This window comes from Flavobacterium sp. IC2-16 (assembly GCF_055521455.1).
The window spans coordinates 2,250,208-2,271,287 of sequence record NZ_CM145480.1 but is presented as its reverse complement, the minus strand read 5'-3'; the positions used below and the strand labels follow the sequence as shown (position 1 = coordinate 2,271,287).

The following is a 21,080-nucleotide window of genomic DNA, read 5'->3' as shown; positions in this document are numbered from 1 at the left end:
ACTATGAAATATTTAATTTGTTGTTTGCTGTTAACTTTAAGTTTCAGCTGCAAATCGGTTAAAGAGTATCAAAAGTCAAAAATTAACGATTCCGAAATGGAATTAGCTGCAAAAAAAACAGAAAAATTCGAAAACACTTTTCAACTGTATCGCGAAGGTAGTTCGGGTGCTAACGGAGGAAAAACAGGTGGAGGCTGCGGCTGTAATTAATTGGCTATAGATGAAAAAGAGACTCATTACCGCATCGCTACTGGCTTTTTTCTTTGGAAATAATTTAAAAGCACAAAACACCAATTCTTCAGACAGTTCAGCTTATAAAAAACAAAAGCTAAAAATTGAAGAAGTAAACTTCATATCCAGTTATTATAGTCAAGACGGAAACAATTCTGCCGTAACTGGTGGAAAAGGAACAGAAAAACTTACGGATGTAGCCACTACTTTTGAATTAAAAGTTTCAAGAAGAGATAAAAACAACAACAAACACAACATCAATTTTGAATTGGGTGTTGATGCTTATACCTCGGCATCATCGGATAAAATTGATCCAAGTACTGTTTCTTCTGCTTCGTACCAAGATGTACGTGTATATCCGTCAGCCAATTACAGTTACCAGAATGAAGAAAAGAACTACATCCTTAACGGAGGACTTTCATTTTCAACAGAATTTGATTATACTTCTGTTGGTGGAAATGTTGGGTTTACTAAAATTTCAAAAGATCACAATAGAGAATTTTCAGTTAAAGGAATGGCATTCTTCGATACCTGGAAAATTATTTTACCGGTAGAATTACGTGCCACCCCTTCAGATAACGAAGCCAAACAAGGTGATTTAAAACCTCGGACATCTTATAACCTCGGATTAACATTTTCGCAGGTAATGACTAAAAATTTCCAAATCGCAATTTTGTCGGATATTGGATACCAACAAGGTATGCTGGCTACCAAATTCAACCGTGTATATTTCAATGATTTAGCTACTGTAAAATCTGAGAAATTACCTGACACTCGATTTAAATTACCTGTTGGTATGAGAGCTAACTATTTCTTGGGAGACAATATTGTTTTAAGAGCCTTTTACCGTTATTATTGGGATGACTGGAATATTAGTTCCCACACAATCAGTTTGGAACCAAGTTATAAGCTTTCGGCATTTTCATCGATTTCATTGCCTTATCGTTTCTATACCCAAACGGCAGCAAAATACTTTCAACCAATTGCACTTCACGGTTTAGCCGAAGAATACTACACTAGTGACTACGATTTGTCTAAATTTAGCAGTCACATGATTGGAGCAAGTTATAAAGTTATTGATTCCGATAAAGGAATTTTCCACATAAAACGAATGAATAGTCTTGAAATACGATACGGCTATTATACTCGAAATAACGGTTTAGACTCACATATTTTAACACTCGCAGCGCGTTTTAAATAATCGAACAAACCCTAAATATCCATCAGGCTAAGTGATAAATTCTTACTTAGCCTGATTTTTCATATCTTTAAAAAAAAGATTACCAACTATGATTAAAAAAATTCTTGATTACTTAAATCTGGATAGTGAAGTGGATAATTTTGATCTTATTCACGAAAAGATTGAAAAAGATATCACCTTCAAAGGAACCAATCTGTGGATTTTAGTATTTGCTATTTTTGTTGCTTCCATTGGATTAAACATGAATTCAACAGCCGTAATTATAGGTGCCATGTTAATTTCCCCATTAATGGGACCAATTAACGGTATGGGCTACAGCATTGCAACATACGATTTTTACATGTTCCAAAAAGCCTTAAAAAACTTTGGTTTTGCCGTTATTGCCAGTTTAATTGCTTCTACCTTATACTTTGCCATCAGTCCGGTTGCCACTGCGCATTCCGAATTATTAGCCAGAACCAGTCCGACAATCTATGACGTTTTAATTGCTTTTTTTGGTGGACTTGCCGGTATTGTAGCCATTAGTAGCAAGCAAAAAGGGAATGTTATTCCCGGAGTAGCAATTGCCACGGCCTTAATGCCACCGCTTTGTACTGCTGGTTATGGATTGTCTTCCGGTAACCTAAGTTATTTCTCTGGTGCTTTTTATCTTTTTACTATAAATACCGTTTTCATTGCGCTCTCTTCAGTTTTGGTGTGCAAGCTTTTAAAATTTCCGAACAGAACCATTATCGATGAAAAGAAAAAAACACGTGTAAACAATTGGGTTTCTTTCATCATTTTTATAACAATTGCCCCTAGCATTTATTTTGGATACGGATTGGTACAAAATGAAAAGTTTACCGAACGCTCGAAAAAATTCATTGAAAGCATTAATGTTTTTGAAGACAACTATCTTATTAAAAGTAAAATTGATGCAAACAAAAAACAGATAACTTTAGGATTTGCAGGAAAGTCGTTAGATAAAAAATATCAGGAGAAAGTTTACCAAAAAGCAGCCGATTTTGATATTGACAGTACCAATATTATTTTCCAAAAAGCACTAACCTTTAGCAGCAACACTAATATTCAGGATAAAAGCGACAAAATGCAAAGTGAAATAAATCGCTTAAAAGCAATTATCAATACCAACCAGCAAACAAACGACAGTTTAAAACGCTTCAGTAGCGTTTTATTAAAAGAAATAAACCCTATTTTCCCTTCATTAACTGAATGTTCCTATGCTACATCGGAATCGTTTTCGATAAAAGACAGTACAACAACATTCAAAATCGTTTCTTTTGAATGTAAAACTGAAATCTCATCGGAAGAAAAATCAAAAATTAAAGAATGGTTACGTTACCGATTAAATTCGAATTCGATTAAAGTATTCTTCGAAAAAAAGGAAACCGAATAATCTTTTTACCTTTGCAAAACCTGTGAAAAAACAGTATAATCCTTTTTCTTTATCATGAAATTTCAAGTCGTATCCGATTACAAACCCATGGGTGATCAGCCCCAAGCTATAGACAAATTAGCTAAAGGAATTATCAATGAGGAGAAATATCAAACTCTACTGGGTGTAACAGGTTCGGGAAAAACTTTTACGGTTGCCAATGTAATTCAGGAAGTACAAAAGCCTACATTGGTATTGGCACACAATAAAACTTTGGCTGCACAGTTGTACTCGGAGTTTAAACAATTTTTTCCAAATAATTCGGTTCAGTATTTCGTATCGTATTACGACTATTATCAACCCGAAGCTTTCATACCCGTAACCGGAACGTATATTGAAAAAGATTTATCTATCAATGACGAACTCGAAAAACTTCGTTTGAGTACAACTTCTGCCCTACTTTCTGGCCGAAGAGATGTTTTAGTTGTTGCCTCAGTATCGTGTTTATATGGTATTGGAAATCCTGTAGAATTTCAAAAAAATGTAATTTCTATAGAACGCGATCAAACCATCTCAAGAACAAAATTATTACACCGTTTAGTACAAAGTTTATATTCCAGAACTGAAGCTGAATTTACTCCAGGTTCATTCCGAATTAAAGGGGATACTGTTGAAGTTTTTCCAAGTTATGCAGATGAACCGTTCCGCATACATTTTTTTGGCGATGATATCGAAGAAATTGAAGCTTTTGATGCTAAAACCGCTCAGGTTATTGAAAAATACGAAAAACTGAACATCTACCCTGCCAACATGTTTGTAACTTCTCCCGATGTATTACAAAATGCCATTTGGGAAATACAGCAAGATTTGGTAAAACAAGTTGATTATTTCAAAGAAATAGGAAAACATCTCGAAGCCAAACGTTTGGAAGAACGCACAAACTTCGATTTGGAAATGATTCGAGAATTGGGATATTGCTCCGGAATAGAAAATTACTCGCGTTATTTAGATGGTAGGCAGCCTGGAACACGTCCGTTCTGTTTATTGGACTATTTTCCAGATGATTATTTAATGGTAGTAGACGAAAGTCATGTTACCATTTCGCAGGTCCATGCAATGTATGGAGGAGATAGAAGTCGTAAAGAAAACTTAGTTGAATACGGATTCCGATTACCGGCTGCAATGGATAATCGTCCGCTTAAATTTGAAGAATTCGAAAGCTTACAAAATCAGGTAATATATGTTTCGGCAACTCCCGCGGATTACGAATTGCAAAAATCGGAAGGAATCTATGTAGAACAAGTCATTCGCCCAACAGGTTTACTGGATCCAATAATTGAAATTCGACCAAGTTTAAATCAGATTGATGATTTAATTGAAGAGATTCAACAACGTTGTGAAGCCGATGAAAGAGTACTGGTTACAACTCTTACTAAGCGTATGGCAGAGGAACTGACAAAATATTTAACAAAAGTAGCCATCCGATGCCGTTATATTCATAGTGATGTGGATACCTTAGAGCGTGTAGAAATCATGCAAGATTTACGTAAAGGAATATTTGATGTTCTTATTGGAGTAAACTTACTTCGTGAAGGTTTAGATTTACCCGAAGTATCATTAGTAGCCATATTAGATGCCGACAAAGAAGGTTTCTTAAGAAGTCATCGTTCCTTAACACAAACTGTGGGACGTGCTGCACGAAATGTAAATGGTAAAGCCATTATGTATGCCGATAAAATAACGGCTTCAATGCAGAAAACCATAGATGAAACCAATTACAGAAGAGAAAAACAAATCGATTTTAATACGAAAAACGGTGTTGTTCCAAAAGCTTTAAATAAAAGTTTAGGAAATGCATTGGCAGGCAATTCTGTTTCAACACAGTATTATGAAAATCAAATACTAAAAGCTGCGGAACCAGAAAGCCTGTATCTTTCAAAACCTGAAATTGAAAAGAAAATCAGAGAGCTCAGAAAAGCTATGGAAAAAGCAGCTAAAGACTTAGATTTCATGCAAGCAGCTAAATTACGTGACGAAATAAAAGTACTACAGGATAAAATTTAATTATGCTGCTCCATAAAAGCACATAGTAAAAATTCGGGTTCAACCATTCGGCTTGGTGAACTTTGCATGGCTTTTAAAGTTTTCTTTATACCCATAGGATTTAATCCCATGTTAATACCAATCTCGTTAATTGCTTTTATTTCTCTATCGTGCATTACACCATCACAGTGCATCAATAAAGCCAATCTGTAAAACTGCATAATTCTGTTATGCTCGTCTTTTATGACTTGAGTTTTGTCTCTTTTGGAAAATAATTCCATGAAAACATTTTTTTCTATTTCAAGTTCTTGTGCTACTATCCAAAGAAAATCATATTCGCGATCATGCAATTCTCCATCAACAATTGCAAATGCAATCATTTCGGACAGTAGACTAATTTTTTCTTTATAAGTATCCATCTATTGAAATTTTGGCTAATTTAAAATTAAATTCTCATTTCTGAAAACAGTATCTTTGCTTAAATATAAAATGAATTATGACTAACAACGATATTTTCAAAAAACTACGTGTTGCCTTACAACTTAGAGACGATCAAATTGTAGAGATTTTAGAATTGGTTGATTTCAGAATTTCGAAAGGCGAAATAGGTAATTTTTTCAGAAATGAAGAACATCCAAAATATATGGAATGTGGCGATCAGGTTTTGCGTAATTTTCTAAATGGTTTGGTAATCCATTTGCGTGGAACTAAAGAAAATCCTAAAAATCCAATGGATGTTATTCAGAAACATAAAGCGGATGAATCTAAAAATGTTTCAGAAAAAAAAGAACCTACAAAGCCTACATTTTCAAATGAAAAACCAAAGGCAAAAACGGAATCGAAAAGACCAGCTCTAAAAGGAAAATTTAAGCCCGTTCCTAAAAAAGAACCTATTGTTCAGCCTGTAAAATTTAAAAACGGTAAGAAAAAAGAATAACTTATTAAAATAAAAAAATCCCGAGTTAAACTCGGGATTTTTTTATATGATAATCTTTATTATTAAGATAAAGCCGCTTTTACTTGATCTGCAGCTTCTTGGAATTGAACTGCTGATAAAATTGGCATTCCTGAATTATCGATTAATTCTTTAGCGATTTCTGCATTAGTTCCTTGTAAACGAACAATAATTGGAACTTTAATAGCATCACCCATATTTTTGTAGGCATCAACAACACCTTGAGCTACACGGTCACAACGAACGATACCCCCAAAAATGTTGATTAAAATTGCTTTTACGTTTGGATCTTTCAAGATAATACGGAAAGCAGTTTCCACACGTTTTGCATCAGCTGTTCCTCCCACATCTAAGAAGTTAGCCGGCTCGTAACCTGCATACTTAATTAAATCCATAGTAGCCATTGCTAAACCAGCTCCGTTAACCATACATCCAACTGTACCATCAAGATCTACATAGTTTAACCCAGCTTCTTTAGCTTCAACTTCAATTGGACGCTCTTCCGAAATATCACGCATTTCAGCTAAATCTGTATGACGGTATAATGCATTGTCATCTAACGTAACTTTAGCATCTACAGCCATGATTTTGTTGTCTGATGTTTTCAACACAGGGTTGATTTCAAACATAGACGAATCAGAACCGATATAAGCTTTATATAAAGCGTCAACAAATTTCACCATTTCTTTGAATGCTTCACCAGATAACCCTAAGTTGAAAGCAATTCTTCTTGCTTGGAAACCTTGCAATCCTACAGCAGGATCGATTTCTTCAGTAAAAATTAAATGTGGCGTATGCTCAGCTACTTCTTCAATATCCATTCCACCTTCAGTAGAATACATAATCATATTACGACCTTTACCACGGTTTAATAAAACCGACATATAAAACTCTTTTGTTTCACTTTCACCTGGATAGTAAACATCTTCAGCAACTAAAACTTTATGTACTCTTTTTCCAGTTGGAGGAGTTTGAGGTGTAATTAAGTCCATACCGATGATTTGACCAGCAATTTCCTGAACTTGATCTAAGTTCTTTGCTAATTTTACACCGCCACCTTTTCCACGCCCACCAGCATGAATTTGAGCTTTAATTACATGCCAACCTGTTCCGGTTTCTGCTGTTAATTGTTTTGCTTTAGCAACTGCTTCTTCAGCATTGTTTGCTACATAACCACGTTGAATACGTACTCCGTAGCTTGCTAATATCTGTTTTCCTTGATACTCGTGTAAGTTCATAATAGATGTGTTTCTTTAAATAAAAAGTGTCACAAAAATAACAAAGTATATTGAATGTGCCTAATGTTTTTTGTTTTAAAATAACGATTATTCATTAGAAAAAGTAGTTCTTTTAAATTGTAAATCTTATTTTGTTTTAATTATCGATTTCGCATATTCCCAATATAAATCTTTGTTATTTTTACGAAAAATTAATTTAATCATGGAATCCAATCAATTACTCTCAGTAGCAGAAGAGTTCGGCTGTCCACTTTATGTGTATGATGCCGCAAAAATCGAATCACAGTTTAATCGTTTAACCAATGCATTTTCCAAGGTAGAAAAGCTGCGTATCAATTATGCAGTCAAGGCATTGTCGAATCTATCTGTTCTTAAGCTACTGAAGAAGATGGGTTCCGGGCTTGATACTGTATCTATAGAAGAAGTTCAACTCGGACTTCATGCTGGATTTTCTCCTGACAAAATTATCTATACACCTAATGGGGTTTCAATGGATGAAATTGAAGAAGTAGCCGCTTTAGGAGTACAAATCAATATTGATAATTTATCTATTTTAGAACAATTTGGCGCAAAACACCCTAAAACACCAGTTTGTATTAGAATAAATCCTCATGTCATGGCAGGTGGAAATTCTAATATTTCCGTTGGACATATCGACAGTAAATTTGGAATTTCGATACACCAGCTGCCGCATTTACTTCGAATTGTAGAAAACACGAATATGCACATCAACGGTATTCACATGCATACCGGTTCGGATATCTTAGACATCGAAGTGTTTTTATATGCTGCAGAAATTTTATTTGACACAGCAATTCATTTTAAAGAGTTGGATTTTATCGATTTTGGAAGTGGTTTTAAAGTACCTTATAGAAAAGATGATATTGAAACCAATGTAGAAGAACTAGGCAAAAAACTAACCAAACGTTTTTTGGCATTCGAGAAAGAATATGGTCGTGAATTAACCTTGACATTTGAACCTGGTAAATTTCTGGTAAGTGAAGCGGGTTATTTTTTAGCGAAAGTTAATGTTGTAAAACAAACAACTTCAACGGTTTTTGCCGGAATTGACAGCGGATTCAACCATTTAATCCGACCGATGTTTTATGGTTCACAACATTACATCGAAAACATTTCGCATCCAAAAGGAAAAGAACGTTTCTATTCGGTGGTTGGCTATATATGCGAAACCGACACTTTTGCTACCAACCGTCGTATCAGTGAAATTAAAGAAGGTGATATTTTAAGTTTTCGAAATGCGGGAGCCTATTGTTTTTCAATGTCGTCCAACTATAATTCACGAGTAAAACCTGCAGAAGTATTATGGAAAGACGGTAAAGCACAATTAATTCGTAAACGTGAAACGTTTGAAGATATTTTGAGAAATCAAATTGAAATTGATTTGTAATAGCACTAACAAATTTAACAATAAAGGCATATCAGTAATGGTAAGCCTTTTTTTCTGTTTTCTATTTAGCTAGAATATCCTCAAAAAATAAATTCATCTGTAACATTTTAAGTTCAACATCGTTTTATATATACAGCCAAACTTAAAAGAAACAACAATGACGAAATTTAGAATTTTTTCAGGTGTACTACTGCTTGTTTTACTATTTTCCTCACAAAAAGCTCTTTCATGCAGTATGTACAAAGTCACTGTAAACGGAAAAACCATTGTAGGTTGTAATGAAGATGCTTGGCGAACGACTTCACGAATTTGGTTTGAAACTGCAAACACAACGTATCGATATGGTGCTGCTTTTACGGGATCTCGTTTTGATGGCACAAATGGTTTCGCGCCACAGTCTGGTATGAATGAACACGGACTTTGCTTTTCCAGATTAGCTAGTAGCATTACAAAAAAAGAGGTTTCAGGATTTGAAAATCGGTTGAAAATAACAAACCCTACAGCCTATCTTAAGAATATCTTACACAATTGCAAAACTATAGATGAAGTTAAAAAGTTTATCAGCCAATATGACTATAGCTATTTTCTTGATGATGTTTTTATTTATGTTGAACCATCAGGAAAATATTTGGTAGTAGAACCTTATCTAATGACTGTTGGTTATAATCCAAACTATGTTTTATCAAATTTTTGTCCATCTGAAACTAGCAAAAATAAAGCCATGCAACTGAAGCGTTACAGCAATGGTGTTACATTTTTAAAAGACAAATCCGATACGTCACTTGACTTTTGCACGCGTTTATCCGATACAATGCATGTATGCAGAGAAAAAATCGGAGATGGCACTTTACTTACTTCAATATGGAATCCAAAAGATGGCATTGTTAATTTATATTTTTATCATAACTATAAAGAAACTGTTCTATTTAACATTCATGATGAGCTTGCAAAAGGGAATCATATTCTTGAAATCCCTATGCTTTTTCAGAAAAATGAAGAATTTGAGAAGCTGAGTGTGTATCAAACGCCTCAAAACAATGACAAGATACGATTAGTTCTAATTGGAATTGGACTACTTTCACTACTGTCTGCTTTTTATTTTACGATTCAATACATTCGAAATAAAAAACAGTATGCCAAATACATACTGTTCTTTTTACCTATTGGTATAGTCCTTTTTTACTATATGTATGTTTTATCCACACATATCAATATTTTTTATATGAAAGCCCCGTATCAGGATTATTATTCCAACTTGGTTTCCATAACTTCATATTATCCTTTTCTACAATTAGTTGCGTTAATTTTTATAATCCGACTTACAATAGAAGCTTTTTACAAAAAAACTTTCAGTAGACTAACAAAATCAATTTTAATTACAAACACAATAAGCTATATCGTGCTCATTTCTTTTTTTGTGTATTGGAAGCTTTATAATGTTTTATAAAATTTATTTATTCAAAACTTCATCTAAAACCTGAGCTTCTGTTCCACTAGGAAATGGAATTTTAAGCATTTGTGCTAAAGTTGGTGCTATTTGTGGGATTACTTTTTTATCATGACTTTCACCTTTTTTAATCTCCCATCCGTAAAAAAGTAATGGCACATGAGTATCATATGAATAAGGTGAACCGTGTGTGGTTCCTGTGGCAGAATATTCGACGTAACCTGGTTTAAAAACTAGTATTAATTCGCCATTTTGTGTTGCATCGTATCCTTTGGCAATACAATTCAGATAATAGTTGTTTCCGGAAGCGTTTTGAATTTCTTCTTCTGTATAAACATTTTTAATCGCTTTTTGTTCTAATAAAAATTGTTTAAAATCTTGTTTAACAGTATTCAGATTCAAACCTTTTTCTTTAATAAGCGCTTTATTGAAAAACAAATTAAAGTTAGAATAATTCAGTAGTAAATCGGCTCCATATCTTTTCTCTGAAAACGCGTGAAGTGCATTTGAAAAGTTATTCGAAACAATGTTATCTACATCGTATTTATTATCTTTTAAAAAGGTTACATTTTCAGCTCCGGCATGATCTGCAGTTAAGAAAATTAAATAGTTGTTCTTCCCTACTTTTTTATCTAAAAAAGCGAGAAACTGAGCAATTGTCTCATCCAAACGCAAGTAAGTATCTTGCAACTCTATTGAACGCGGACCAAGTAAATGTCCGACATAATCGGTTGATGAGAAACTAACCGTAAGAAAATCGGTAATTGCATCTTTGCCAAGTTCTTCTTTTTCAATGGCACGCATGGCAAAATCAGCAATAAGATTGTTACCAAATGGCGTAGAACGTAAAACTCCAGCATCGTTAGATTCGTACATCTCTTTCAAACTGTACGGAAAAAAAGGCGCTTTTTTAAAAAGTTTACCTTCGTAGGGATTATTATCGTTTAAGCTTTCGTTATAAACTTCTTTCGGTTTTAACAAATTCCAACCTTGAGCTATGTATTTCAAATAGTTCTTTTCGTTATTGAAATCGTTAACCCAATTTGGTAGTTGTTCCGCATAATACGTACTCGAAATAAACGAACCCGTTTTACTGTACCAATACGCGTTATTTGCAAAATGACCCGCTGGTAAAATTGCACCACGATCTTTTAAACTAATTCCAATTACTTTACCTTTAAAATTAGTTGCCAAACGTAATTCATCTGTAATAGTGGTTGATTGAAGATTTCTTGGAGACATTTTCCCTTCACTTTCTGATCCATTTCCAATTGTTTTAACTGAAGCATCGTCTGTACAATACACTTCTTTTCCTTCAGCTTTGCTAAACCATTCGTTGCCAACTATTCCGTGTGTTGCTGGCGTTGTACCCGTATACACAGAAGCATGTCCTGGTGCTGTATACGTTGGCATATAATTATAATGCATGTTATGAAAAGTGAATCCGTTTTGCATTAATCGTTTAAATCCGTTTTCGGAAAAATCATTAGAAAAACGGTACAAATATTCCATTTTCATTTGATCCACTACAATTCCTATTACTAATTTTGGTCGTTCTTGAGCCATTACAGCTGTTGACAATAGTAAGCCAAAAAGTTGAAGCGTTTTTTTCATTATACTTTTTCACATAAAAAATCCCGAAAACCGGGACTTTATTTAACATAATTCATATTGTAAACCAACACCATACTATCTTCTTTAATATAGAGTTGTTTTTGCTTGCTTTTTTTATCCGTACGAATAACCAATACACATTTTTCGCCGTCGTTGTTTACACATTGAAAGCTATCAATACTACCTTCTTCGTTTGTTTTTGGGTCGTCATAACCTAAAATAGTGTACAATTGAATTACTTCCGAATAAACTACAATTCTATCTTTTGTTGGATCTAAAACCACTACCACTTTAGCGGGTTTAAAATCGGTATACTGGCTCCAAACACCTCTAGCACTTTTAATACTCATACTTACGCCCGTTGTTTCAAAACGATACGTTTGAGCCGAAGCTGTTATTCCTAGCAACAAAAGAAAAACAAAACAGATTTTTTTTATGAAATTCATAGCTTTTTTAATTCAAAATTTACAATAATGATGCCACTTGTTTACTGGCTGTTTCAAATTCGGATACCATATCCTCCACAATTTGTTGAACCGATTTTACATCGTGAATCAATCCGGCAATTTGACCAATTTCTAATTCACCATCTTCCAAATCACCTTCAAACATACCACGCTTAGCACGCGCTCTTCCTAAAAGAGTTTTTAATTCCTCTGGTGTTGGACATTTTGTATACAATTCTTGTACTTCGTTATAAAATTTATTCTTTATCAAACGAACCGGAGCCAATTCTTTTAAAGTCAACTGAGTATCTCCTTCTTTTACACTTACAATAGTTTGTTTAAAATTATCGTGAGAAGAACTTTCAAACGAGGCAGCGAATCTACTTCCCACTTGAACACCATCAGCACCTAAAACCATAGCTGCCAACATTCCTCTTCCAGTAGCTATACCTCCTGCCGCAATTAACGGAATAGTAATATTTTCACGAACCATTGGAATTAAAGTCATAGTTGTAGTTTCTTCACGTCCGTTATGTCCTCCAGCTTCAAAACCTTCCGCAACCACGGCATCTACACCGGCTTCCTGAGCTTTTAATGCAAATTTAGAACTACTCACTACATGTACAACAGTAATTCCCTTTTCTTTAAGAAAACCTGTCCATGTTTTAGGATTTCCAGCCGAAGTAAAAACAATCTTCACCCCTTCTTCAACTATGATATCCATAATTTCTTCGATGTTGGGATAAAGCATGGGTACATTAACTCCGAAAGGTTTATCGGTAGCTGCTTTACATTTTTGAATATGTTCACGTAAAACATTTGGATACATTGAACCGGCACCAATAAGCCCTAAACCACCAGCATTACTAACGGCACTAGCTAACTTATAGCCGCTATTCCAAATCATTCCCCCTTGAACAATAGGGTATTTAATATTAAAAAGTTCTGTTATTTTATTCATATTAATTTGAGCACTACTTCTTAATCAATTTTCCAGTTTGAGAAGTATTGTTAAGCGTAATTTTATAAAAATACATTCCAGGCGCTAAATTATCCAAATCTACATAATGATTTGCATCAACCTTTGTTTGAAAAATACGCTGACCTAAATTCGTAAACAATTCTAAATTAGCATTATCCAGAAAATCTTTTGATGAAATTGTTATTCCATTGCGAAACGGATTTGGAAAAACTTTAAATGATTGGTTTTCGAAATCTGTAGTAGACAATAAAGCATTGTTGTATGCCAATTGAAAATCGGGTATTCCGTAGCCATAATTATTATCGGGAGTCGTAAACCTGTCGGCAGAAGCCTTAACAAACTGTATAATTTCGGCATTGGTTGTATTAGGGAACGCACTCCAAAATGATGTTACAGCACCAGCCATAATTGGCGAAGAAAATGATGTACCGCTATTTACTGATATACTTCCGGTTTCTGTTGCTACGGTGGCCGAAACTCCCATAGCCATAACATCGGGTTTTATTCGCCCATCTGCCGTTGGCCCTATTGAACTAAAATTTGGTCGTACTTCACTACTATTAACAGCCCCTACTGTGAGTACCGTTGCGGCATCGGCAGGAACACTAATATAAGGATTGGAAGAACTTCCTGAATTACCTGCAGAAACAACACAAATCATTCCTTTATTAAACGCTATATCGGCAGCTCGAGATGCAAACGATGTTTGTCCGTCTAAATCGGCATATGTATAATTATAAGAAGGCTCATCATAAGTAAAATATCCTAAGGAAGTATTTACTACGTCTACACCTAAACTATCCGCCATTTCCAATGCTTCAACCCAATTACTTTCTTCAATCGGATTTTCACTATTGATATCTTCGGTTACAAATAAATAATATTTTGCATCAGGAGCAGTCCCCACTAACTGTCCGTCAACAAATCCGCCCATATCCGAAAGCACTTGTGTACCATGCTCGAACAATGAGGGATTGTAAAAATCAACACTTCGATTCACAAAATCGTAACCTCCAAGTATTTGATTGTTATCACGTAATCTTTGAAATGCCGGCTGAATATCTACACCCGGAAAACCGGCGTCCATAATAGCTACAACTTTACCATTTCCAGTATAATCTTGTTGATGCAAATAATGCGCATTAAGCATTTGTATTTGCGTTGCCGAACTTCCGTAATTATAGTTTACCTGTGTTTCTAAAAACTTATTGCTGGAATAGGCTTTTTGTTTTTCTTTTGGCTTTTTCCCAAAAGGATTTAAACTTCTATTAGCAAAGAAAACATGATCTACAAACGCTAAGTTTTCTAAATTTTGAATATCGGTTTGCGTACCTCTTACATGCAGTGCATTAAGCCACTTTGATTTTGATTTTACAGTAATTCCAGTTGCGTTAGTAACAGCGTCTATATAATTTTGAAATATAGGAGCATCCTGCTCGCTTAAAGCAATACCTTGAGTTGCTCTCCTATCTAAAGCCCGTTGACTAAGCATCGTTAAAGGGCTATCTAGGTAGCTTTGTGCATCTGGCTTATCGGTAAAATAAACCCAAGCATCTTCCTGAGAAAAAGAAACCGCACTGAAAAATAACACAAATAATAGTAGCCTTTTTTTCATATTGCTTTTTTTGGAAAACGCTAATTTATGAAATTACTCCCGAACCAACTAATTCATCATCAATATGCCAAGATACAAATTGCCCTTCGGTTATTGCAGATTGAGGTTCGTCGAATACTACATATAAATCGGATGCAAACTGATACAATTTAGCTTTTTGCAATGCTTGACGGTAACGAATTCTGGCCATTACCTCCATTTGCTCACCAGGATTTAAACGTAAATCTTCACGAATCCAGTGAATTTCGTTGCTTTTTACTCGTAATGCTTTTTTAAACAACCCGGGATGATTAGATCCTTGTCCGGTATAAATGGCATTGGTTTTAACATCGGTTGCAATGATAAAAAGAGGTTCTTTTGTTCCTCCTACATTTAATCCTTTACGTTGGCCTATGGTAAAATAATGAGCTCCTTGATGTTTTCCAACCATTTTTCCCATTTCGGGAGCATATTCTTTGTTTTGAGCTGCAAATGACAATTCTTCTTCTAGCGAATTAAATTTTGGTGTTTCGTTAGTGTAAATTGAATTATCCGAAGTAATCTCGTAAATATTACCTTCTTTAGGTTGTAATTGCTGTTGTAAAAATTCTGGCAAACGAACTTTTCCAATAAAACATAATCCTTGCGAATCTTTTTTCTCGGCAGTTACCAATTCCATTTTTGCAGCAATTTCACGAACCTGAGGCTTGGTTAATGCTCCAATCGGGAATAAAGCTTTGGCTAATTGTTCTTGAGATAGCTGACAAAGAAAATACGATTGATCTTTGTTTCCATCAATACCTGCTAACAATTGATAAACTTCTTTTCCTTCTTTTTCTATAGTTCCTTTACGACAATAATGTCCTGTTGCCACATAATCGGCACCAAGACTTAAGGCGATTTTCATGAAAACATCGAACTTAATTTCGCGATTGCATAAAACATCGGGATTGGGCGTTCTTCCGTTTTCATATTCTTTGAACATATAATCGACGATACGTTCTTTATATTGCTCGCTTAAGTCGACTGTTTGAAAGGGAATACCCAACTTTTCAGCAACCAAAAGCGCATCATTACTATCTTCCAACCAAGGACATTCGTTTGAAATAGTTACAGAATCGTCATGCCAATTCTTCATAAAAAGTCCGATTACCTCATAACCTTGCTCTTTTAAAAGATACGCTGCAACACTGGAATCTACTCCACCGGAAAGTCCTACTACTACTCGTTTCATCAATACTTATTTTCCTTGGTAATCTTCAATTGGTTTTTTTCTTTTTTCGAATTTTTTACCTTGAAGGTTCATGTTAACATTTTTAAGTTTTCCTTTTTCCATCATCTTCCACATGCCAACTTTTTTTCCTTTTTTGAACATGCCTTGACCTTGAATTTGACCTTCGGCATTTTTAAAAGTAGCCAAACCGTCGTATTCATCATTTTTATAAATAGATTCTTCTAAAAGCACTCCATTTTCGGCGTAACTCTTATACACTCCATTTTTTACACCATTAACATAAGTCGTTTCTTCAGCAATTTTATCGCTATTGTAAAACACCTTTCGGACACCATTTAACTTACCGTTTACGTAATTTTCTAACGTCATTATTTTTGGAGAATCCAAATGGTAATATTTCCACTCTCCAACATACGTATCTTTTCCAACCACTTTTCCTTCGCTAACTTTAAACCCTTTTTGATTGTAAAATACGGTATAATGCGAACCGTCGTTTGCAGAAAAATCGCGGGTTGCAATTACTACTAATTTTTTGGTATTGTCGAAATATTTAAAAACACCTACTTCTTTACCGTGATCGAAAGTTCCTTCATATCTAGGATTTTTGGTGTCCTCGTATACCCCTTTCCACACACCATGACGTTTTCCATTTTCATCAAATTTGTTAACTTCTTGGGCAGATGCCATAAAAGAAAGCAACAAGAAAAACAGTCCGAATATTTTTTTCATAGTCAAAAATTATTTCTCAAAATTAAATTTTATTCTTCAATTATTGTTCCAAAATTACAAACCTAATTCTAATGCTCTATCATTAGCCGCCAAAACAGCATTTCCAATAACTTTGTTTGTAGACGAATTTTGAAAAACTTCCAAAGCTCTCTCGGTAGTTCCACCTTTAGAAGCCACTTTTGCAATCCATTCTTCGTTGGACAAAGAACTACCATTTTGCAGATTTATTGCACCAATGAATGTTTGATTCACTAATAATTCTGCTTCCGATAATGAAAAACCAAGTTCAATAGCCGAATCAATCATCGATTTCATAAAATAGAATACATAAGCTGGGCCACTTCCCGAAACAGCTGTTGCAGCATCTATGAGCTTTTCATCTTCAACATAAACTGATTTCCCTGTTGTATTGATGAGATTTTGAACAATAAAAAGCTCTTTTCTATCAATATTTGATGATGCAGAAAATACAGTCATTCCCATTCCTATTTGTGTAGCAATATTTGGCATGGAACGCACAATTTTAGAACATCTCAAGTAGTCCTGAATAGTTGCAATGGTTACCCCTGCCATCACAGATAAAATTATTTGACGGTCTGATAAATATCCGTTCAAAGTATTTGACAGTTGCTTAAAATCCTGAGGTTTAACTGCTAAGATAACAATGTCTGCCTCGGATATAGAAGTGTTTGGTTCGATAGTAAAATTACTCTCGGGAATTCCGAAAGCATCTTTATCAACACTACAATTTCTACTTAAAACAAAAATATCATCTGCTTTAATAAATCTCGAATGAATAAAACTACCTGCATAGGTTTTACCCATATTTCCGTATCCTAAAATAACTATTTTCATAGAACCATAAATAAAAAACCCTGCTTAAGTTGTTTTCTAATGCAGGGTTTAAGTATTATTAATTAAGAATTACTTCTTTTGATTCGCGTTTTTTTGCGCTTCAGCTTGTTCCATCATTTCCTGCATTTTACGTTGGAACTTGCTTTGCGGTTTATCTTTTGTTTTATTCTCCTGGATTTGAGCGTGAATCTTTTTATCATCAATAATGTAATTCTTGATTACCAACATAATTCCGATAGTAATTGCATTGGAAATGAAGTAGTACAAACTTAATCCTGAAGCATAATTATTAAAGAAGAACAACATCATGATTGGCGAAATATAAATCATAACTTTCATGATTTTCCCCATATCCGGCATACCTTCTTGTGGTGGTGCACTCATAGCCTGATCACCAGTTGTCATTCTCATGTAGAAGAAAATAGCAACAGAGGCTAAAATTGGAAACAAACTCACGTGATCACCATAAAATGGAATACGGAAAGGCAATTTCAAAACGGCATCGTATGATGACAAATCGTCTGCCCATAAGAAACTTTTTTGTCTCAAATCGAACATTGACGGGAAGAATTGAAACAACGAGTAAAATATTGGAATTTGTGCTAAAGCCGGTAAACATCCCGCCATTGGGCTAACACCAGCTTTCGAATACAACTTCATTGTTTCTTGTTGTTTCTTCATTGGATCCTTTGAAAACTTTGCATTTATTTCTGAAATCTCAGGACGTAACACTTTCATTTTTGCTTGTGACAAATACGATTTATATGTAACTGGCGACATGAACAAACGCACTAAAATCGTGAAAATGATAATCGCAATACCATGAGGAATAAATCCGCTTAAAAACGTGTACGATGGAATGAAAACATAACGGTTAATCCAACCAAAAATCCCCCATCCTAAAGGCATTACTTCATCAAGATTTTTATCGTAAGCATTTAAGATTTTATAATCTGCCGGCCCGTAGTACCAATTCATGTTATAAGTCAGTTCTCCACCTTTAAAAGCCAATGGTAATTTAGCTTCAAATTTTTTGGTGAATACTGTATCGATAGCTTCATCATGAACTAAGTTCTCCGATTTTAATTGAGCTGTTTTAATAGGTGTTTCTGTTAATAAAATAGAAGTAAAAAAATCTTGCTTAAACGCCACATACGTTAAATCTTCAACCGTTTTTTCATCTAATTTACTTGCAGCACTTAGACTATTATCTTTACCACCTTCATATTCATAACGTAAATCGGTATAGCGATTTTCATACGAAACACTTTTCTCGGTTCGGTAGGTTTTTAAATTCCAATCCAACTCAACTGGTTTGGCTGTATTTACAACACTTAATAAACCTTGAGAGCGAACTGTAAAATCTAACATATAATCGTTTGGTTTTAACACATAACGATATTCTAGAAACTGATTTTCGGAAGCTTTTAAACGCATTGTTAAAACCTGATTTTCACCTTCTTTGCTTAAAGTAGGCTCAAAATACATGTCTTTCGTATTTAAAATACGATTATCTGCCGTTAGAAACTGTAAATTTAAGTCGGCATTATTAGCTTTAATAAGTTCGATTGGTTTTTTAGACCCTTTGTGAAACTGTTCGAAGTTATTTACAACAAGATTAGAAATATAACCTCCTCGGTTTGCAATTTTAATAGTTAAAAGCTCATTTTTCAATTCAGAAAAAGAATCTTTAGCTGAAGGCAAAGAAGCAGAATATGCAAATTTCCCAAGAACACCTTCAAGTTCTTTAGCTTTTGTTGAATCGGAAACTGCCGCAACAGCATTTTGAACTTCAATTCGTTTGGCTTGTTCAACTTTTTCGGTTTCTGCCTTTTTAGCATCAGCTTCAATTGATTTTTTTTCTTCAGACATGTTGTTGAACATCATCCAAACCATTAATCCGAAAATCAAAACAAATCCTAAAATCGTTTTACCGTCTAACTTTTTTTCTTCCATTATTAATTGCTTTAAGCCAAATATTTTTCTTTAAAATTGGCTATTTATTCTCTATTTATTTTTTGTTTTTTACTGCCGCAGCAACAAAGCTAACAAATATAGGATGCGGATTAGCTACCGTACTCTTGTATTCGGGATGGTATTGAACCCCAATAAAAAACGGATGGTTCTCTAACTCTACCACTTCAACTAAACCAGTGTCTGGATTGATCCCTGTTGCTTTTAATCCTGCATTTTCTAGAGCATTCAAATAATCGCCATTAAATTCATAACGATGACGGTGACGCTCTAAGATATCGGTTTTACCATAAATTTTATGCGCTAAAGAATTGTCTTTCAACTGACATTTCCAAGCCCCTAAACGCATAGTTCCACCTTTATCGGTAATATTTTTTTGCTCTTCCATTAAACTAATAACCGGATGAGCAGTACTTTCATTCATTTCTATTGAATTGGCATCGGCATATCCTAAAACATTTCTTGAATATTCAATAACAGCCATTTGCATTCCTAAACAAATTCCGAAAAATGGAATATTGTTTTCGCGAGCATAACGAACAGTTTGGATTTTACCCTCAATTCCGCGCTCGCCAAATCCTGGAGCAACTAATATGCCATCCAGCCCTTTTAATTGATTTTCTGCCGTTTTGGCATCTAAATGCTCCGAATGAATGCTAACTACATTAACTTTTGTTTCATTGGCAGCACCTGCATGAATAAAAGCTTCTAAAATTGATTTATATGAATCTTGCAATTCTACATACTTACCAACCAATCCTATATTAACTTCGTGTTTTGGATTTTTCAGTTTATGAAGAAACTCATTCCATTGTGATAAATCGGGTGAATTTTTTTCAGGTAGGTCCAAACTTTTTAAAGCTACTTTATCAAGCCCTTCTTCCAACATCAAATTAGGAACATCGTATATTGTTGAGGCGTCTATAGACTGAATAACCGCTTCTTTCTTAACATTACAAAACAATGCTAACTTCTGACGTAAATCTTGAGATAATTCATGTTCTGTACGACAAACCAAAATATCAGCTTTAATTCCGCTTTCCATTAATGTTTTTACAGAGTGCTGTGTTGGCTTCGTCTTTAATTCGCCCGCAGCAGCTAAATATGGTACTAATGTTAAGTGAATAACAATACCATTATTTTCACCTAATTCCCATACCAATTGACGAACCGATTCGATATAAGGCAACGATTCGATATCTCCGACTGTTCCTCCAATTTCAGTAATAACAATATCAAAATCACCTGATTTACCAAGTAACTGCATACGTTCCTTGATTTCGTTGGTAATATGAGGAACGACCTGAACTGTTTTTCCTAAAAATTCTCCGCGACGTTCTTTTTCGATTACGGAAAGATAAACACGCCCTGTAGTAACATTATTTGCTTGTGACGTAGGTACATTTAGAAATCTTTCGTAATGACCTAAATCCAAATCGGTTTCCGCGCCATCATCTGTTACATAACATTCCCCGTGTTCATAAGGATTTAATGTACCCGGATCTACATTAATATACGGGTCAAATTTTTGAATTGTCGTTCTGTACCCTCTAGCTTGCAATAATTTTGCTAAAGAAGCTGCAATAATACCTTTTCCTAAAGAAGAGGTCACACCTCCAGTAACAAAAATATACTTTGTTTGATTCATTGTGTTATGCTTATGTTGTGTTGTTGCTTAAAAAAACGAGGCAAAAATACGATTATAATTCGATTATTAGATTGTTAGATAATTAGATTTGTATAAAATAACTAAT

At 34.5% G+C, this 21,080-nt stretch carries 18 protein-coding genes; 7 read left to right on the top strand and 11 right to left on the bottom strand.

Translation table 11 applies throughout. The features are described 5' to 3' along the window. Positions 1–3 precede the first annotated feature (3 nt). The 4 genes from ACZ1JT_RS10420 (at position 4) to uvrB (ending at position 4,871) form a co-directional block, all read left to right on the top strand. Positions 4–210: a DUF4266 domain-containing protein gene (locus ACZ1JT_RS10420; RefSeq protein WP_465093761.1), complete on the top strand. Its 207-nt coding sequence runs from the start codon at positions 4–6 to the stop codon at positions 208–210. Between the two features lie 10 nt (positions 211–220). Then, positions 221–1,432, top strand: coding sequence for a DUF3570 domain-containing protein (locus tag ACZ1JT_RS10415; protein WP_465093760.1), 1,212 nt, complete (start codon positions 221–223; stop codon positions 1,430–1,432). A gap of 88 nt (positions 1,433–1,520) precedes the next feature. Next, the gene (locus ACZ1JT_RS10410) at positions 1,521–2,828 is read left to right on the top strand and encodes a DUF389 domain-containing protein (RefSeq protein WP_465093759.1); all 1,308 of its coding nucleotides are present in this window, start codon (positions 1,521–1,523) and stop codon (positions 2,826–2,828) included. Between the two features lie 54 nt (positions 2,829–2,882). Beyond that, positions 2,883–4,871: an excinuclease ABC subunit UvrB gene (gene uvrB, locus ACZ1JT_RS10405; RefSeq protein WP_465093758.1), complete on the top strand. Its 1,989-nt coding sequence runs from the start codon at positions 2,883–2,885 to the stop codon at positions 4,869–4,871. Here uvrB and ACZ1JT_RS10400 read toward each other — a convergent pair. Further along, a complete protein-coding gene (locus ACZ1JT_RS10400; RefSeq protein WP_465093757.1) occupies positions 4,868–5,269 on the bottom strand; it encodes an excinuclease ABC subunit B in 402 nt (133 codons plus the stop codon). The genes uvrB and ACZ1JT_RS10400 overlap by 4 nt on opposite strands. Before the next feature lie 77 nt (positions 5,270–5,346). Between ACZ1JT_RS10400 and ACZ1JT_RS10395 the strand changes: the two genes are divergently transcribed. Continuing rightward, a complete protein-coding gene (locus ACZ1JT_RS10395) occupies positions 5,347–5,787 on the top strand; it encodes a DUF1456 family protein (RefSeq protein ID WP_465093756.1) in 441 nt (146 codons plus the stop codon). Between the two features lie 62 nt (positions 5,788–5,849). Here ACZ1JT_RS10395 and sucC read toward each other — a convergent pair whose 3' ends face one another. Then, positions 5,850–7,043 (bottom strand): ADP-forming succinate--CoA ligase subunit beta, encoded by a 1,194-nt coding sequence (sucC, locus tag ACZ1JT_RS10390; RefSeq protein WP_465093755.1) that lies wholly within the window; start codon positions 7,041–7,043, stop codon positions 5,850–5,852. A 202-nt stretch (positions 7,044–7,245) separates the two neighbouring features. Between sucC and lysA the strand changes: the two genes are divergently transcribed. Both lysA and ACZ1JT_RS10380 read left to right on the top strand, forming a co-directional pair. Next, positions 7,246–8,451, top strand: coding sequence for a diaminopimelate decarboxylase (lysA, locus tag ACZ1JT_RS10385; protein WP_465093754.1), 1,206 nt, complete (start codon positions 7,246–7,248; stop codon positions 8,449–8,451). Positions 8,452–8,608: 157 nt separating this feature from the next. Continuing rightward, positions 8,609–9,898: an Ntn hydrolase family protein gene (locus ACZ1JT_RS10380; protein ID WP_465093753.1), complete on the top strand. Its 1,290-nt coding sequence runs from the start codon at positions 8,609–8,611 to the stop codon at positions 9,896–9,898. A gap of 3 nt (positions 9,899–9,901) precedes the next feature. Here the strand turns inward: ACZ1JT_RS10380 and pafA are convergent, their stop codons facing one another. The 9 genes from pafA to ACZ1JT_RS10335 form a co-directional block, all read right to left on the bottom strand. Further along, complete coding sequence (gene pafA / locus ACZ1JT_RS10375) at positions 9,902–11,512, bottom strand: alkaline phosphatase PafA (RefSeq protein WP_465093752.1); 1,611 nt, start codon at positions 11,510–11,512, stop codon at positions 9,902–9,904. A gap of 38 nt (positions 11,513–11,550) precedes the next feature. Continuing rightward, positions 11,551–11,958, bottom strand: a complete 408-nt coding sequence (locus ACZ1JT_RS10370; RefSeq protein WP_465093751.1) for a hypothetical protein — start codon at positions 11,956–11,958, stop codon at positions 11,551–11,553. A gap of 19 nt (positions 11,959–11,977) precedes the next feature. Further along, on the bottom strand, positions 11,978–12,919 hold the full coding sequence (locus ACZ1JT_RS10365; protein ID WP_465093750.1) for an NAD(P)H-dependent flavin oxidoreductase: 942 nt from the start codon (positions 12,917–12,919) through the stop codon (positions 11,978–11,980). A 13-nt stretch (positions 12,920–12,932) separates the two neighbouring features. Then, positions 12,933–14,555 (bottom strand): S8 family serine peptidase, encoded by a 1,623-nt coding sequence (locus ACZ1JT_RS10360; protein WP_465093749.1) that lies wholly within the window; start codon positions 14,553–14,555, stop codon positions 12,933–12,935. Between the two features lie 25 nt (positions 14,556–14,580). Beyond that, positions 14,581–15,768 carry a tRNA 2-thiouridine(34) synthase MnmA gene (gene mnmA / locus ACZ1JT_RS10355; RefSeq protein WP_465093748.1) on the bottom strand — a complete coding sequence of 396 codons (1,188 nt, stop codon included), beginning with the start codon at positions 15,766–15,768 and terminating at the stop codon, positions 14,581–14,583. Positions 15,769–15,774: 6 nt separating this feature from the next. Continuing rightward, positions 15,775–16,497 (bottom strand): toxin-antitoxin system YwqK family antitoxin, encoded by a 723-nt coding sequence (locus ACZ1JT_RS10350; protein WP_465093747.1) that lies wholly within the window; start codon positions 16,495–16,497, stop codon positions 15,775–15,777. A 54-nt stretch (positions 16,498–16,551) separates the two neighbouring features. Next, positions 16,552–17,352, bottom strand: coding sequence for a pyrroline-5-carboxylate reductase (gene proC, locus ACZ1JT_RS10345; RefSeq protein ID WP_465093746.1), 801 nt, complete (start codon positions 17,350–17,352; stop codon positions 16,552–16,554). A 69-nt stretch (positions 17,353–17,421) separates the two neighbouring features. Further along, positions 17,422–19,308, bottom strand: coding sequence for a membrane protein insertase YidC (gene yidC, locus ACZ1JT_RS10340; RefSeq protein WP_465093745.1), 1,887 nt, complete (start codon positions 19,306–19,308; stop codon positions 17,422–17,424). A gap of 55 nt (positions 19,309–19,363) precedes the next feature. Next, positions 19,364–20,974 carry a CTP synthase gene (locus ACZ1JT_RS10335; RefSeq protein WP_465093744.1) on the bottom strand — a complete coding sequence of 537 codons (1,611 nt, stop codon included), beginning with the start codon at positions 20,972–20,974 and terminating at the stop codon, positions 19,364–19,366. Between the last annotated feature and the right edge of the window lie 106 nt (positions 20,975–21,080).

Excerpts from the sequence above, each read along its gene's own strand:
- ACZ1JT_RS10360 (WP_465093749.1), bottom strand. The coding sequence starts at position 14,555 with ATGAAAAAAAGGCTACTATTATTTGTGTTATTTTTCAGTGCGGTTTCT.
- uvrB (WP_465093758.1), top strand. The coding sequence starts at position 2,883 with ATGAAATTTCAAGTCGTATCCGATTACAAACCCATGGGTGATCAGCCC.
- ACZ1JT_RS10365 (WP_465093750.1), bottom strand. The coding sequence starts at position 12,919 with ATGAATAAAATAACAGAACTTTTTAATATTAAATACCCTATTGTTCAA.
- ACZ1JT_RS10395 (WP_465093756.1), top strand. The coding sequence starts at position 5,347 with ATGACTAACAACGATATTTTCAAAAAACTACGTGTTGCCTTACAACTT.
- ACZ1JT_RS10380 (WP_465093753.1), top strand. The coding sequence starts at position 8,609 with ATGACGAAATTTAGAATTTTTTCAGGTGTACTACTGCTTGTTTTACTA.
- pafA (WP_465093752.1), bottom strand. The coding sequence starts at position 11,512 with ATGAAAAAAACGCTTCAACTTTTTGGCTTACTATTGTCAACAGCTGTA.
- yidC (WP_465093745.1), bottom strand. The coding sequence starts at position 19,308 with ATGGAAGAAAAAAAGTTAGACGGTAAAACGATTTTAGGATTTGTTTTG.
- ACZ1JT_RS10400 (WP_465093757.1), bottom strand. The coding sequence starts at position 5,269 with ATGGATACTTATAAAGAAAAAATTAGTCTACTGTCCGAAATGATTGCA.
- ACZ1JT_RS10350 (WP_465093747.1), bottom strand. The coding sequence starts at position 16,497 with ATGAAAAAAATATTCGGACTGTTTTTCTTGTTGCTTTCTTTTATGGCA.
- ACZ1JT_RS10370 (WP_465093751.1), bottom strand. The coding sequence starts at position 11,958 with ATGAATTTCATAAAAAAAATCTGTTTTGTTTTTCTTTTGTTGCTAGGA.
- ACZ1JT_RS10410 (WP_465093759.1), top strand. The coding sequence starts at position 1,521 with ATGATTAAAAAAATTCTTGATTACTTAAATCTGGATAGTGAAGTGGAT.
- proC (WP_465093746.1), bottom strand. The coding sequence starts at position 17,352 with ATGAAAATAGTTATTTTAGGATACGGAAATATGGGTAAAACCTATGCA.
- ACZ1JT_RS10420 (WP_465093761.1), top strand. The coding sequence starts at position 4 with ATGAAATATTTAATTTGTTGTTTGCTGTTAACTTTAAGTTTCAGCTGC.
- ACZ1JT_RS10415 (WP_465093760.1), top strand. The coding sequence starts at position 221 with ATGAAAAAGAGACTCATTACCGCATCGCTACTGGCTTTTTTCTTTGGA.
- lysA (WP_465093754.1), top strand. The coding sequence starts at position 7,246 with ATGGAATCCAATCAATTACTCTCAGTAGCAGAAGAGTTCGGCTGTCCA.
- mnmA (WP_465093748.1), bottom strand. The coding sequence starts at position 15,768 with ATGAAACGAGTAGTAGTAGGACTTTCCGGTGGAGTAGATTCCAGTGTT.
- ACZ1JT_RS10335 (WP_465093744.1), bottom strand. The coding sequence starts at position 20,974 with ATGAATCAAACAAAGTATATTTTTGTTACTGGAGGTGTGACCTCTTCT.
- sucC (WP_465093755.1), bottom strand. The coding sequence starts at position 7,043 with ATGAACTTACACGAGTATCAAGGAAAACAGATATTAGCAAGCTACGGA.